Annotated in this window: 9 protein-coding genes; 2 read left to right on the forward strand and 7 right to left on the reverse strand. The window is 62.1% G+C overall.

The window, feature by feature from the left end:
* Window position 1: 1 nt before the first annotated feature.
* The 4 genes from N018_RS08990 to pvdM all read right to left on the reverse strand — a co-directional run bounded on the left by N018_RS08990 (window position 2) and on the right by pvdM (window position 5,313).
* A complete protein-coding gene (locus tag N018_RS08990; protein WP_025389373.1) occupies window positions 2-1,666 on the reverse strand; it encodes a cyclic peptide export ABC transporter in 1,665 nt (554 codons plus the stop codon).
* A gap of 69 nt (window positions 1,667-1,735) precedes the next feature.
* Window positions 1,736-2,602, reverse strand: coding sequence for a dihydropyoverdine dehydrogenase (gene pvdO, locus N018_RS08995; protein ID WP_025389374.1), 867 nt, complete (start codon window positions 2,600-2,602; stop codon window positions 1,736-1,738).
* A 47-nt stretch (window positions 2,603-2,649) separates the two neighbouring features.
* Window positions 2,650-3,927, reverse strand: a complete 1,278-nt coding sequence (gene pvdN / locus N018_RS09000) for a pyoverdine-tailoring periplasmic protein PvdN (RefSeq protein WP_025389375.1) — start codon at window positions 3,925-3,927, stop codon at window positions 2,650-2,652.
* A gap of 42 nt (window positions 3,928-3,969) precedes the next feature.
* A complete protein-coding gene (pvdM, locus tag N018_RS09005) occupies window positions 3,970-5,313 on the reverse strand; it encodes a pyoverdine-tailoring dipeptidase-like protein PvdM (protein ID WP_025389376.1) in 1,344 nt (447 codons plus the stop codon).
* Window positions 5,314-5,494: 181 nt separating this feature from the next.
* Here pvdM and pvdP point away from each other — a divergent pair, with 181 nt between their 5' ends.
* Window positions 5,495-7,129 carry a pyoverdine maturation tyrosinase PvdP gene (pvdP, locus tag N018_RS09010; RefSeq protein ID WP_025389377.1) on the forward strand — a complete coding sequence of 545 codons (1,635 nt, stop codon included), beginning with the start codon at window positions 5,495-5,497 and terminating at the stop codon, window positions 7,127-7,129.
* A 139-nt stretch (window positions 7,130-7,268) separates the two neighbouring features.
* On the opposite strand, the gene N018_RS09015 is transcribed toward pvdP, so the two are convergent.
* The 3 genes from N018_RS09015 to N018_RS09025 are packed head-to-tail and all read right to left on the reverse strand — an operon-like array spanning window position 7,269 to window position 11,910.
* Window positions 7,269-8,756 carry an efflux transporter outer membrane subunit gene (locus N018_RS09015; protein ID WP_025389378.1) on the reverse strand — a complete coding sequence of 496 codons (1,488 nt, stop codon included), beginning with the start codon at window positions 8,754-8,756 and terminating at the stop codon, window positions 7,269-7,271.
* Between the two features lie 7 nt (window positions 8,757-8,763).
* Entirely contained in the window at window positions 8,764-10,737 is a 1,974-nt protein-coding gene (locus N018_RS09020; protein WP_025389379.1) for a MacB family efflux pump subunit, read from the reverse strand.
* Window positions 10,738-11,910, reverse strand: a complete 1,173-nt coding sequence (locus N018_RS09025) for an efflux RND transporter periplasmic adaptor subunit (protein WP_025389380.1) — start codon at window positions 11,908-11,910, stop codon at window positions 10,738-10,740. It abuts the gene before it with no gap.
* 185 nt (window positions 11,911-12,095) lie between these two features.
* Between N018_RS09025 and pvdQ the strand changes: the two genes are divergently transcribed.
* The gene (gene pvdQ, locus N018_RS09030; RefSeq protein WP_025389381.1) at window positions 12,096-14,423 is read left to right on the forward strand and encodes a bifunctional acylase PvdQ; all 2,328 of its coding nucleotides are present in this window, start codon (window positions 12,096-12,098) and stop codon (window positions 14,421-14,423) included.
* Window positions 14,424-14,445: the final 22 nt, after the last annotated feature.

Raw genomic sequence — 14,445 nt, forward strand, 5'->3', positions numbered from 1 at the left:
TTCAGGCGGGAGCAGCCTCGTTCAGCACCTGCTCGACCTGGATCTGGCCCGCCTGCATGCGCACCAGTTGATCGGCGATGTAGAAGTAGCGGTCGTCGTGAGAGATGACGATGATGGTCTTGCCCTGTTGCTTCAGTTCCGGCAGCAATTCGGTGTAGAACACCCGGCGGAACGCCGGGTCCTGATCGGCGGCCCACTCGTCGAATACCAGCACCTGACGCTCGTCCAGCCAGGCATTGATCAGCGCCAGACGCTTGCGCTGGCCGGTGGACAGGTCGGTGGTGGTAAAAGCGCCGTCCTTGATGCTGACCTTGTGCGCGATGTCCAGACGCTCCAGGTACTTGCCGGCGTCTTCCGGCAGCGCAGCCTGACCATGCAGCGGCTCATCGAACAGGTAATAGTCGGCAAAAATCGTTGTGAACAGCTGGCGATAGTCGTCGAGATTTTCCGGGGTGACCGCCTTGCCATTCAGGCGAATCTCGCCTTGTTGCGGCATGTAAAGGCCGAGCAGCAACTTGATCAACGTGGTCTTGCCGCAGCCGTTTTCACCGACGATAAATACAATATCGCCCTGTTTGATGCTCAGGTCCACCGGGCCCAGATGGAACGCATCACTGCCTTCGACCGGCGGGTAGTTGTAGCGCAAATTGTGCAGTTCCAGGGTCTGCATATTGGCCAGTGAATTGGTGCGGTCGTTGACCAGCAAATGCGGTTCAGGATTGGAAAACTTCCACGACAGCTCGGCGATGCGACGCATGGCGATCTGCGCACGGCTGATGCCGGGCAAGGCGGTAATCAGGCGCTCCAGCGGGCCTTTCATGTACAGCATCACCAGCACAAAGCCGCCCAATACGGTCTTTTCAGTGGTCGGCCACATGGCCTGGAAGGCGATGGCGATGCCGATCACGGCAAAGAACAGCATCGAACCGAAGGTTTCGGCACTGACGAAAATGTTGGCGGCGCGAATGTTCGAGCGGCAGATATGCTCGGTGGCACCATGAATCTTCTCGTCGAGCATGTGCTGACGACGTTTGCGCTGAATACGCAGTTCCTTGGCGCCTGCGGACAGCGCCTGGTAGTGCTTCTGCAATTCGTCTTCGCTGTTGCGTGCGGCCAGAATACTGCGCATGCCGAACGCATGAGCCAGGTACTGCGCGCCAGTGCCGAGTACCACGGTGAGTACGGTCAGCGCCAGAATCTGCCAGGACAACAGCGCCAGATAGGTCAGGCAGCCGAGGGTGACGGTGAACGAGATGACCATCGGCGCGACCGACAGGGCGAAGGTGCTGATGGTGTTGACGTCATTGAGCAGCACTGGAATCAGGCGATGCGAGCGATAACGCTCCAGTTGCTCGATGGGCGCGACCAACACCTTGGCCGCCAGCTCGCGGCGCAGGTTGGCGACCACGCGCTGGCCGACATAGTTGGTCGACAGGTTGGACAGCGTCGAGCAGGCCAGGGTCAGCACACACAGCCCGGCGAACAGCAGTGCGGTATGCGTATCAGGTCCGCCAGGCATGTTCAGCGCATTGTTAATGGTGGCCAGCAGGCCGGTGACGCTCAGGCCACTGACGATGCCCAGCACGGTCGACAGCGCCACCAGCCACCAGAACGGCTTGAGGATCCGCAGGGTTTCCCGGGCGAGGCTTTCAGTTTTGCGGGTCATGGTGAGTCTCGTCAGTGTCCGTGAGGGCGGCCCGCTTCATTCGTCGAATGCAGGCGCACATGAGGTCCGTTACAGGTCGCGCGCGACCCGAAAGCCCAGCCAGTCGCCACGTACAGCAGGCTGGCGGCTGTTGCGGTTGCCGGAGCGGGAGAAGATCGGCGCTTCGGTCCAGTCATTGCCGCGAATCATTTTCCAGGTGCAGTCACCGGCCAGCCACGCGCTGCCGTCGGTGGGCGCGCCGTTGTAGTTGCTGGTCTCGCAATCGGCGGTCCACTCGTAGACGTTGCCATGGGCGTCGTAGATGCCGAAGTCGTTGGGGCTGTAGCTGCCAGCGGGTGCGGTGTAGCTGAAACCGTCTTCCGGGCCGTAGGTGTTGGCGTGTCTGGCGATGCTGTACGGCTTGCCTTCGTCCATCGGGAACGGGAAAGAGCCCTTGCTGCCGCCGCGTGCCGCGTATTCGCGCTGGGCTTCGCTGACCATGTGGTAAGACTTACCGGTCTTCTTCGACAGCCATTCGACATACGCCTTGGCTTCGTTCCAGTCCATGCACACGGCGGGCTGGCGCGCGCTCAGCGGATAGCGAGGCTTGCCAGCCTTGCACTCGCGGCCCGGCCGGGTGTCGCCGTCCGGCATTTTGTAACCGGAGCTTTTGAGGTAGGCGTCCCATTCGCCGCTCAACACCTGAAAGCGGCTGATGGCGAACGGTTTGGCGAATGTCACGTCATGCAGTGGGCCTTCGTCCGGCTGGCGGCCCATTTCTTCTTCGGGCGCGCCCATGGTGAACGTGCCCGCAGGCAGCACGACCATTTCCGGACAATCCTTGCAGTCCTTGAATGTCTTCCCCGATGCGGGCACCGGTTCGGTTGTAGCGGCAAGGGCGGTGTCGCCCAGCAACAGGCCGAGCACGGCGGAAAGGGACAGCAGTGTTTTTTTCATGACGGGTCTCGAAGGAAACGGAAAACAATGGGTTCAGTGCGGGCGCATCAGGTGCGTTGACTGAGCAGGGCCATAAAACGGTCGATCTCAGCCTCGCTGTTCAGCAGCCCCGGCGCAGTGCGTACCACCGGGCCGACATCGCGGCTCACGGCATCGACCACCATGCGTTGCTTCATCAGCCACGCCGCCACCTCGTCGCACGGCTGACCCTTGAGCCGGAAAAAGCTGAAGCCCGCCGACAGCGCAGGGTCCATTGGCGTCACCAGTTCGACAGTCGGCTGTGCCTGAAGACGCTGCTTGAGGTAGCTGTTGAGCTCGTGAATGCGCGCCTGCACGTCAGCCTTGCCCAGTTGCAGGTGCAGTTTGAAGGCTTCGTTCAGCGCCCAGCGGTGTTCGAACGAGTGATAGCCGCCGGGCGTCATGATCGTGCCGAAGTTACTCGCTTCCGAGAACGTCGGGATCAGCGGGGTGAGGTTTTTCACCTGCTCCGAACGGGCGCAGACGATGCCGGTGCCGCGTGGGCCGAACATCCACTTGTGCGTACCCGCAACGTAGAAGTCGCACTTCATCTCGGGGAAATCCAGGTTCTCGACGCCAAACCCGTGTACGCCGTCGACCACGTACAGAATGCGGTCCTTGTCGTCGCGGTTGCGGTTGTGTTCTTCGACCAGATCACCGATGGCACCAATCGGCAGTTTCACGCCGCTGCCCGACTGCACCCAGGTCATGCCCAGCACTCGCGTCTTCGGCTGAATGCTGCGCGCGATGGAGCCGATGATCTCGTCTGCCGAAACAGTGGCCGGGTCCTTGAACAGGCGAATCTTGCGCACCTGTGTGCCTTCGCGCTGTTGACGGAATTTGAGGATATCGCGGGTGCAGGAATGCTCGTGCTCGGTGGTCAGGATTTCCTGATCGGGGCGCACATGCAGGCCGCCGTAGATGATCGCCAGCCCTTCAGTGGTGCTGCCGGTCAGGGCGATCTGGCCGGGCTGGGCGTTCAGGTAGTTGCCTGCCCAGACGCGAACCTCGTGTTCGCGGCGCTCGGTTTCCTGTAGGTCCCAATCCATCGCCAGACCGGGATTACGGTCGATGTGCGCACGATGCTGCTCAATGGCGTCGCGCACCGGTTTCGGGTGCGAGGTGATCAGGAAGTTGGAAAAGTGGACGTAATCCGGGTCCTGATTGAACAGCTGCTTCAGGCGCGCCCATTTGTCTGCGGCCAGCGGCTCAGGTGCGGTGGGTGCGGCTGTTGCCAGGCTGGAGCCCAGTGGCAGGGCGGCAGCCAGTAACCCGGCCTGCTTGAGAAAGGTTCTGCGGTCAGTCATGAGCGGTTTCGCCTGATGAACGAGTAACGGCGTTAGAAAGCGTCATGGTTTGGCCACCGGATGCGCCGAGGCCTGAACCTGCTCCCAGACGCGCAGGAAATTGCCGCCCCAGAGTTTGGTGATATCCGCCTCGGCGTAACCACGCTGAATCAGCTCGGCGGTGACGTTGCGAATTTCGCTGACGTCGTTGAAGCCTTTCACGCCGCCACCGTCGTTGAAGTCGGAGCTGATGCCGACATGGTCGATGCCGATCTTTCTCACCGTGTAATCAATGGCGTCGACGAAGTCCTTGACGGTGGCCTTGGGCTCTTCTTCAAGAATCGCGTACAGCTTGCTGGCGTAGGCACCGAAGCGCTGTTCTGGCCAGACGGTGATGATCGCGTCGCCGGGCATCAGCGCCATGGCCAGGTTCGGCAGCGGCGGCAGGTCGAAGTCCTTGCGCAGGGCGTTGAGCTTGTCCTGGGTGTTCTGGCTCAGCGGCTTCAAATAGGCCGGAAATGCCACGATCTGCACCACGCCGCCGCTCTGTTTGATGAGCTGCATTTCCTCGTCACTGAGGTTGCGCGGGATGTCCACCAGCGCGCGCGGCGCGGAGTGCGAGGCGACCATGGGCGTGCGGCTCAGCTGGCTGACCTGCAGCAGCGCCTTGCTCGACATCTGCGACACGTCGATGATCACGCCCAGGTCATTGAGGCGCTGCACGGCCTGCTTGCCGATCTCCGACAGGCCGCCCAGCGCGTCGGGCGTGTCGTTGAGGAAGGGCAGGGGACGCGAAGAATCGGCCCAGCTGTTATTACCGACGTAGCTGAAACCGAACATGCGCATGCCACGCGCGGTCCAGTGGTCGAGCAGGCTCAGGTCATCGCCCAGCGGGTAGGCGTTGAGCATGCTGATGAAGATCGCAAACTTGCCCTCGCCGTGCAGACGGCGCATGTCGTCCGGGGTATAGGCGATGCCGACCTGATTGGGGAAGTCGCGAACCATGCCGGTGATGATCTTGTAGCGCACTTCCTGCTGATGGCGCGCTTCGTCGACAAAACCGGGCGTCGGCCGATGCGGTGCGTTGTCGCCGTTCCAGATTTCCGGCCAGCCGAAAACCGTCAGCGCCGCGCCGGACAGCCTCCCGCGGGCTGCTTTTACCAGGTCGAATTGCCCCGAACCGTCCTTGTCTGCTTCGTTGCCCTCGCTGCCGAATTTCATCGGCACAGTGATGTGACTGTCGAAGGAAATGACCCGCTCTTGCAGGTCGTCGGCCTGCCTCATGATCTTCACCGGATAACCGGCGGGCGACCAGTAGTTCCAGGCCAGGTAACCCGCGCCTGCACTGATTGCCAGAGCCAGCGGCAGGCCGATGAAGAGAGCCATTTTCCAACGCGGTCTTGTCATTTCCGTCTCGTTTAAATAATCGTTGCGAAGCGGGCACGAGGGCCGTTGCTATCTGGAGGGAACGAGCGGATGGCCGAAAAATTTAGCGCAGGGTTGTGCGTGCAGGCGCAGAGCTAAATTTGTCTGCCGGTTTTACGTTCTAGCTTGGATAACGGCGGTCTCGGGTTGGAACAGGTAGGCAATGACGATTTCTCGACGAGGGTTCATAGCAGGGCTGGCGCTGACCGGCGCAGTGGTTCCGGCTGCGTATTACGCGCATCGGGAGCTCACCCGTGTCGAGGAGCCCGTCACGCCGGGTGAGGCCACGGCCGGGCCTGCGGATACGTCTACTCGACGCCTGGCCGACAAATTGCGCGGGGTGTGGACGCTGCGTTTCGAGGGGCGCGATGCCGGTCTGAGCGGTGCACCGCTGGAAGGCCTGGAACTGTTTCTCGACATTGCCCCACGTGGACGTGGTGTGCGGGGCTACATCGATACTGCCGAGCAGTTGCGCAGCGATGGAATGCCGCGCTTCCGGGTGATTGGCGACCTGCAACCGGCCAATGCGGCAAAACTCTATCTGCGGGTCATGGACGGCCATGCGGGCAATGATCCGCACAGCGACACCCCGGATTACGAATTCAGCCTGACCCTCGATGAAGTCTGGGGCGCGTTCGGCAATGCGGGCAGCGGAACATTGAGCGGGCGTATCGAACGACTGGATCGGCCGCTGGCCCTGCCGGAACTGGAAAACCGTCTGATCGCAATCAAGCAGGTGTTTCCGGAGGCGCGGGAGCGAGTCGGTTTGAGCCCGCCATTTCTGGCCTGGCTGGTTTCCAAAGAACACCGCCTGTTCCATCAACTCTGGCACGCCTCGCGAGACAAATGGCACAAGCTGCCTGAAGACAAGCGCGATGCCTTGCGCGGCATCGGTTGGCAGCCGGGGCCGCGCGAGAAAGAGCGCGATGCCCGTGGCGCGCACAAGGACCGCAACGGCTCGGGCGAAGACTTTTTCTACATGCACCGGCACATGCTGATTCAGGCCCGCAAGATTCAGGACCTGCCGTCATGGCCGCGCTTTCCATTGCCCCAGCCGGAGCTGGAACGTGACCGCCTGGGCTTTGCCCGCTACTTCGACAATCACGATGGCTGCGCCTTGCCGCCCAACTGGCTGGCGCAGGGTGATGAGGAATACACACAACTGGTCAGCGACATCAAAAGCCACGAGACGTACCACACGCATTTTCAGGTGTGGGAATCGCAGTACCGCGATCCACGTTTTCTGTCGAAGCTGACGTTGGGGCAGTTTGGTTCTCAGGTCGAGCTGGAACTGCACGATTGGCTGCACATGCGCTGGGCCTCAGTGGCCCGCGACCCTGCCAATGGCCAGCCGGTGCCGATGGCGCGACGCTCGGACGACTTCGCCGAGCGCTGGTTCGAGCCGGAAAACGACTTTCTGGCCGACCCGTTTTCGTCCCATGTGAACCCGGTGTTCTGGATGTTCCATGGCTGGATCGACGACCGAATCGACGACTGGTATCGCGCCCATGAACGCTTTCATCCGGGCGAAGTGAAACGCCTGGAGGTCAACGGCGTGCCATGGTTCGCGCCAGGCCGCTGGGTTGAAGTCAGCGACCCGTGGCTGGGTCCGGAAACCCATGGTTGCAGCACCGTGCCTGGGCAGGCTGCTGGCACGAGCATGGAAATGGACCCGGAAGTCATGAAGCTCGCACTGCGCATTACCTTTGCTGCGGATGACACGCTCAGCAACCTGCTGCGGCGCGTACCGCGCCGGCCATGGTATGCGCGCAACCTGTTGCCAGACAGGTGGTTTTAGCGAGCGGTAGTGGGATTATCGTTCCCTACGCTGCAGCGTGGGAGCGCAGTTCGCAACGCTCTGCGTCGCAAGAGGACGCGGAGCGTCCTGAACGGCGTGCCGACGCGGAGCGTCGCACGATCGTTGAGGTTATCGTTCCCTACGCTCCAGCTTGGGAGCGCAGTTCTCGACGCTCTGCGTCGCAAAGAGGACGCGGAGCGTCCTGAACGGCATGACGACGCGGAGCGGCGCACGATAGATCGTTTACCTGCCAACCTCCGCCCAGCGCTTTGTATAACGCAATGCTCGCCTGCACTCGCGCCAGCCGCAGTTGCACACTTACGTCCTGTGCCAGGTACAGCGTGCGTTGGGTTTCCAGCACGGTGAGCAAGTCCTCGGCACCGGCTTCGTAGCGGCTCTGCGCGATGCGGAAGGCGGTCTGCGCCTGCTTGAGCTCTTCTTCATGCCAGTAGCGTTGCTGGTCCAGGCCGCTGATGCTGTTCAGGGCTTTTTCCACGTCGGCGAAGCTGTTGATGATCGCGCCGCGATAGGTTTCCAGCAGTTCTTCCTGACGCGCCGTGGCCTTGTCGCGTTCAGCCCCCAGACGCCCATTGTTGAAGATCGGCCCCACCAGACCGGCCGCCAGGCTACTGAACGGCGCACGCAGCCAGTCTTCGGCGCGCGTGGTTTCGGTGCCCAGCCGGGCGCTCAGCGTCAGTTTCGGCAGCATCGCCGCACGCGCCACTGTGACGTCGGCCTGCGCTGCTGCCAGTTCGGCTTCTGCTTTGGCCAGATCCGGACGCCGGGTCAGCAGGTCGCTGGGCACGCCTGCGCCGATGTCCGGCCAGTTCAGAGTGTCAAAGGCCTGATCGCTCAGCTTGAGGTTCTGCACCGGCTGACCGAGCAGTGCCGCGAGAGTGATCAATTGTTCGTTGGCCAGTTGCTGAATCCGCGGCAATTCACGCTGCTGGGTGGCGACCAGATTCTTCTGCTGCGCCAGTTCCAGTGCCGTGGCCGAACCTGAGTCATAGCGGGTCTGTACCAACCGCAGCACGCTCTGCGCATTGGCCAGGTTCAGCCCGGCGATCCGGCCTTGCTTACGCGCTGCCAGGGTTTGTGCATAGCGGTCGGCAACGTTGCTGAGCAACGTCAGCTCCACAGTCGCCTGATCGAACTCGCTGGCGCGCAGGCCTTGTGCCGCGCTGTCACGTTCCGCAGCAATCCCGCCCCAGAAATCCACCTCATAGCTGGCAGTCAGGTCGCTGGTGAAGTTGTTGGTGTTGTTGTCATCGGAAGGGTTGGCCTTGCGGTCGCTGTTGCGCACAAACTTGTTGCGTTGGCCGCGCAAGTCGAAAGCCAGCTCCGGCAGTAACGGCGCGCCGCCGATGATGGCAGTCGCCTGAGCCTGACGCACCCGCGCCATCGCCGCCGCGACTTCATGGCTGTCACGACTGGCCTGGGCGACAAGACGGTTCAGTTCCTGGCTGCCGAACCCTTGCCACCACTGGGCGTCGCTGCGCTGGCTGGCAGCGAGCTCGGCGAACGCCCAGCTCGCAGGAGGCTGGACGCCGCTGTCCAGGCGTGGGGCGGGCGTATGGCAGGCGCTCAGCAACAGACAGACCGTCAGCAGGGAAAGGCATGGCTTCATCAAATGATCATTCACTGGTAAGGGCCGCCACCGGGTCGAGGCGGGCAGCCTTGCGGGCCGGCATGAAGCCGAAAATAACGCCGGTGACCAGCGCGCAGGCAAAGGCGCCAACCACTGCAGGCAGGGTGAAGGCCACCGCGACCTTGCTCAGTAACAACGCCGCGCCCATCCCCAGCGCCAGCACGATACCGGCCAGCCCGCCGACCACCGAGAGCATCACCGCTTCGGTGAGGAACTGACGCAGAATGTCGCTCTGTCGCGCCCCGGTGGCCATGCGAATACCGATCTCGCGGGTTCGTTCACGCACGGTCATCAGCATGATATTCATCACCCCGATACCGCCGACCAGCAGCGAGATGGCGGCAATCGAGCCAAGCATCAACGACAGGGTGTTCTGAGTCCGTGCTTCGGCCTGGATCATCGCCGCGTTATTGGTCAGCTCATAATCCTGCTTGCCGTTATGCAGACGTTGCAGCAGGGTGCGAATCGCCATTTCGGCCTGCTTGACGTTGTTGGCGTCGCGGGTGGCGATGGTGATGTATTCCGGGTCTTGCGTGCCGAACAGGCGAATGCTCGCCGACGAGTACGGAATGGCGATGCGATTGTCACTGTCCAGATCGCCCGAGGTTGCGCCTTTTTCCTGGAGCACACCGACCACCTGAAAGGGCACGTTTTCAATGAGGATGTACTGACCGACAGGGTCAGTGTGCTCGCCGAACAGCTTCTGGCGGACTTTGTAACCAATCACCGCCACGGCGGCAGCGCTCTGCTCATCGGCCTCGCTGAAGTAGCTGCCTTCCACCACCGGCCAGTTGAAGATGGCCGGGAAGTGTGTGTCGTTGCCGCCAACGTAGCTGGAGTGATCGACATTGCCGAAGCGTACCCCGGCCTGTCCGCCGTTGACCGGCATGATCATTTTGACCTCGGGCAGTTCGCCCAGCGCTGCGACTTCTTCCAGCGTGATGATGCCTTTGGGCGCGCGCGGGTTAGGAGCCTTGCCGTTGAGGTAAATGATGTTGGAGCCGAACGAAGACATCTGCGCCATGACCTGACGCTTGCTGCCTTCACCGACCGCGAGCATGACCACCACCGACGCGACGCCGATGACAATGCCCAGCAAGGTCAGCGCAGTACGAAAACGGTTGATCCACATGACCCGCCACGCGGCCTGAATCGCATCGAGCAGTTCGCCTTTCCAGGCACCTCGACTGCCGCTGCCCTCGCTCAGGCGCTTGCGCAGATCGACCGCTTGCAGCGCGGCTGGATTGGCTGAGCGCTGCACGTCAGAAACATCCCGAGCGGTATCGCTGATCACCAGCCCGTCGCTGATCTCGATGACCCGATTGGCGCGTGCCGCCACCGCTCGGTCGTGAGTAATCAGGATCACCACGTGGCCTTGGCTGGCCAGTTCGTCGAGCAGGGTCATGACCTCCGCGCCGCTGTGGCTGTCCAGCGCGCCGGTGGGTTCGTCGGCAAGAATGATGTGCCCGCCGTTCATCAGGGCGCGGGCGATGGACACCCGTTGTTGCTGGCCGCCGGACAACTGATGCGGACGGTTGCCGGTGCGTGATGCCAGACCCAGACGGTCGAGCAGGGCGGCGGCCCGGGCGTGGCGTTCGGCGGCAGGCGTCCCGGCGTAGATCGCTGGCATCTCGACGTTTTCCTGCGCCGAGCCGGACGGTATCAGGTGGTAGCCCTGAAATACGAAGCCGAACGCTTCACGACGCAGCCAGGCCAGTTCGTCGCTGCCGAGTTCGGCAACGTTTTCCCCGGCAAACAGGTATTCGCCCGAGGTCGGGCGGTCCAGGCAGCCGAGAATATTCATCAGTGTCGACTTGCCGGAGCCGGACGCGCCGACAATCGCCACGAACTCACCGGCATGAATCGACAGGTCTATGCCGCGCAGCACGTTGACCAGCGGGCTGTCACCACCGCCGTAGGATTTGCGGATGTCCCGCAGGTCGATCAGCGGCGTGTGCATTCAGCCTCCGCTGCCGACAGTCGGGGGCATCAGCAGGCGGTCACCTTCATTCAAGCCCTCGAGAATCTGTACCCGTAACCGGTCGCTGATCCCGGTGCGTACCTGGCGACTCTGTACTTCGCCATTGGCGGCCAGCACCTGTGCGGTCTGAACATCGGCCTGCGAACCGTTTTGCAGGGCCGCGAGCGGCGCAGTGAGGGTGTTTTCGGCTTTGCTGGCGACAAAGAAGATTTGTGCGGTCATTTCTGCCATCAGCGCTTGATCGCTGTTGTCGACGTCCAGTAACACGGTATAGAGCACCACCCGGCCGCCACCGCTCTTGCGCGAACTGCTCGGGCTGCCGCCGCCCTGATTGGCCTGGTCCAGCGGCCTGGGCGGCACTGGCAGAATCTGCCGCACAGTGCTGCTCCAGCGCCGGTTGCCGCCACTGAGCGTGGTGAAATAAGCCGTCATCCCCGGTTTGACGTGGCCGATGTCGGCCTCCGAGACTTCGGCCCACACAGTCATCGGCGACAGCCGGGCGATGCGCAGGATCAGTGGAGTCTGTTGTTGCGCGTTCAGCGTCTGGCCTTCGCGGGCATCCAGCGCGACCACCGTGCCGCTCATGGGTGCGTAAATGCGTGTGTAACCCAGCGCCGCTTCGTCACTGCGCAACGCGGCCTGGGCTTCGAGGATCTGCGCCTTGAACATGTCGACCCGTGCCTGCGTGGCACGAAACTCCGATTGTGCTGCCTGCACGTCTTCGGCGCGCGTGGCACCGCCCGCCGCCAGGCTTTTCTGGCGTTGCTGCTTCTGCTCGGCCAGTTCGTGCAGCGCACGTTGTTCCTGGAGCTGGGCCTTGAGGTTGTCGATGGCGTAACGCGCGGCGTCGAGTTTGGCTTTTTGTGTCGAAGGGTCGATTTCCACCAGCAAGTCGCCTTCCTTGACCTGATCACCGACCTGGGCGTGGATTTTCAGGATCTGCCCGCTGGCCTGCGACCCCACGTCTACATAGCTGCGCGGTTGCAGGGTGCCCAGCGCAGTCACGCTGTTTTCGATGCTGCTGCGGGTCACCGTCACGGTTGATGCATGGCCGTTGCCATCGGGCAGGATCTGCCAGGCACACAAGGCAATGACCGGAAACAGGCACAGCGCCACGAGGAGGGCGCGTCGAGGGTATCGAGAGCGTTTCATGCAGATTCCTGCGCTGGGAGAGCAGCCGGTCGACGCGCGACGGCCACGAGAGCTGCCCTTTAAACGAGGAATGGACGCAGGAATTTAGCGTCGTGCACCGGTTGCACGATTCAGCTAAAAATCCGCCCCCGTACTTCGTTTAACGGGAGCGGCTAATTCGGGTCGTCTTGTCGAGTGGAGTCGCCGTGATTATTTCCAGAACACTGCCCGGTTTTGTTTTTGCAGGCCTTTCGTTCGCTGTGATTCTGCCTGCGCAAGCGCTGGTTGTGCCCGAGCATAAGGCCGCCAGCGCCGAGATCCGGCGCACCGGCTTTGGCGTGCCGCACATCGTCGCTGATGACGAGCGAGGCTTGGGCTATGGCATCGGTTACGCTTATGCGCAGGACAATCTATGCCTGCTGGCCAATGAAATCGTCACGGTCAATGGCGAGCGCTCGCGGTATTTCGGGCCGGACAAGGCAACCCTGGAACAGCGCAACAACATGGCCAGCGACCTGCTGTTCAAGTGGCTTAATACGCCAGAAGCGCTGGCGGATTTCTGGAAGGCCCAGCCGCCGGAAATTCGCCAGTTGATGCAGGGCTATGTCGCCGGTTACAACCGCTCTCTGGCTGAGCAGAACAGCAAGGGCCTGCCGCCAGCGTGCGCGGCCGAGTGGGTGCGCCCGATCAGCACTGACGATCTGGTGCACCTGACGCGTCGCCTGCTGGTCGAGGGCGGAGTAGGGCAGTTCACTGAAGCCTTTGCCGGTGCCAAACCGCCTTCTGCGCAAAAGCCTTTGCAGGTTGATAGTCAGCAGGCTGGAGCGCTGCAACTGGCCGCTGCCCGCAACGAACGGTTTGCGCTGGAGCGCGGCAGCAATGCCGTGGCGGTGGGGCGTGATCTGTCTGCCAACGGGCGCGGCATGCTGTTGGCCAATCCACACTTTCCGTGGGGCGGCGGTATGCGCTTCTACCAGATGCACCTGACCATTCCCGGCAAACTGGACGTGATGGGCGCGGCATTGCCGGGTCTGCCGTTGATCAACATCGGTTTCAACCGGCATCTGGCCTGGAGCCATACCGTCGACACGTCGAAACACTTCACGCTGCACCGTTTGCAGCTTGATCCGAAGGACTCGACTCGCTACTTGCTTGACGGCAAATCGGTAGCAATGGGCAAGCAGCAGATCAGTGTCGAGGTGAAGCAGCCGGACGGCAGCCTCAAGGCTGTGCCGCGCATCATCTATTCATCGAAGTTCGGTCCGGTGGTGCAATGGCCGGGCAAGCTGGACTGGGACGACAAGTTCGCGTTCAGCCTGCGCGATGCCAACCTGGAAAACGACCGCGTGTTGCAGCAGTGGTATGCAATGGACAAGGCCGACAGCCTCAAGGCGTTTCAGGATTCGGTGCACAAGACTCAGGGCATCCCGTGGGTTAACACGCTGGCGGTCGATGCCAAGGGGCAGGCGCTGTACATGAACCTCTCGGTGGTGCCGAACGTGGATGCCGCGAAGCTCGCCAGATGCAGTGATCCACGAATCGGCACCGAACTGATCGTGCTCGACGGTTCGCGCAGTGAGTGCAACTGGGACGTGTCCCCCGAGGCGGCCCAAGCAGGTATTTACCCGTCGTCGCGTCAGCCGCAACTGCTACGGACCGATTTCGTGCAGCACTCCAACGATTCGGCCTGGATGGTCAACCCGGCTATGCCGTTGAAGAACTTTTCGCCCCTGATCAGTCAGGACGGTCAGCCACTGGGCCAGCGGGCGCGTTTTGCGCTGGATCGGCTGAGCAGCCTTGAGAAGGCGGGGAAGGTCAGCGTCGAGAACCTGCAGGCGATGGTCATGGACAACGAGGTGTATCAGGCAGGGCAGGTGCTGCCCGATCTGCTGAAGTTTTGCGTCTCGGAGCTGGGTGACGACGCAGCGCGTCTGGCGCCGTTGTGCGCTGCACTGAAAGCCTGGGACGGGCGCGCTGACCTGAACAGCGGCATCGGATTTGTGTACTTCCAGCGGATCGTGACCTCCATGCAGGCCGTCGCCTCGCGCTGGCGCGTAGCGTTCGACCCGCAGGACCCGGTTCATACGCCGAGCGGGCTGGCGATGGAAAATGCCCAGGTTGCCACAGCGCTACGCGCCGCCATGCTTGCGGCGGTGGATGAGGTGGCCAGGGCCGGGCTGTCGGCTGACAGTACATGGGGTGATATTCAGGTATCGAGCATCAGCGGCAAGCCGATCCCGATTCATGGCGGCCCGGCCGGGCTAGGCATCTACAACGCGATGCAGACTGTTGCTGGTAAGGGCGGCAAGCGCGAAGTGGTCAGCGGCACCAGCTATCTGCAGGTGGTGACATTCGATGAACAGGGCCCCAAGGCGCAGGGTTTACTGGCGTTTTCCGAGTCGAGTAACCCGCAGTCCGCGCATTCGGGTGATCAGACCGAAGCGTTTTCGAAAAAACAGTGGATTACGCTGCCGTTCACCGAGCAGCAGATAAAGGCTGATCCGGCGTATCAGGTGCAGGTGATCAAGGAATAGTGGGATCAGCAGGCATTCTGAA

Origin of the sequence: Pseudomonas syringae CC1557 (genome assembly GCF_000452705.1) — a bacterium.
GTDB classification, from domain to species: Bacteria; Pseudomonadota; Gammaproteobacteria; order Pseudomonadales; family Pseudomonadaceae; genus Aquipseudomonas; species Aquipseudomonas syringae_F.

Excerpts from the sequence above, each read along its gene's own strand:
- N018_RS08990 (WP_025389373.1), bottom strand. The coding sequence starts at position 1,666 with ATGACCCGCAAAACTGAAAGCCTCGCCCGGGAAACCCTGCGGATCCTC.
- pvdO (WP_025389374.1), bottom strand. The coding sequence starts at position 2,602 with ATGAAAAAAACACTGCTGTCCCTTTCCGCCGTGCTCGGCCTGTTGCTG.
- pvdN (WP_025389375.1), bottom strand. The coding sequence starts at position 3,927 with ATGACTGACCGCAGAACCTTTCTCAAGCAGGCCGGGTTACTGGCTGCC.
- pvdM (WP_025389376.1), bottom strand. The coding sequence starts at position 5,313 with ATGACAAGACCGCGTTGGAAAATGGCTCTCTTCATCGGCCTGCCGCTG.
- pvdP (WP_025389377.1), top strand. The coding sequence starts at position 5,495 with ATGACGATTTCTCGACGAGGGTTCATAGCAGGGCTGGCGCTGACCGGC.
- N018_RS09015 (WP_025389378.1), bottom strand. The coding sequence starts at position 8,756 with ATGAAGCCATGCCTTTCCCTGCTGACGGTCTGTCTGTTGCTGAGCGCC.
- N018_RS09020 (WP_025389379.1), bottom strand. The coding sequence starts at position 10,737 with ATGCACACGCCGCTGATCGACCTGCGGGACATCCGCAAATCCTACGGC.
- N018_RS09025 (WP_025389380.1), bottom strand. The coding sequence starts at position 11,910 with ATGAAACGCTCTCGATACCCTCGACGCGCCCTCCTCGTGGCGCTGTGC.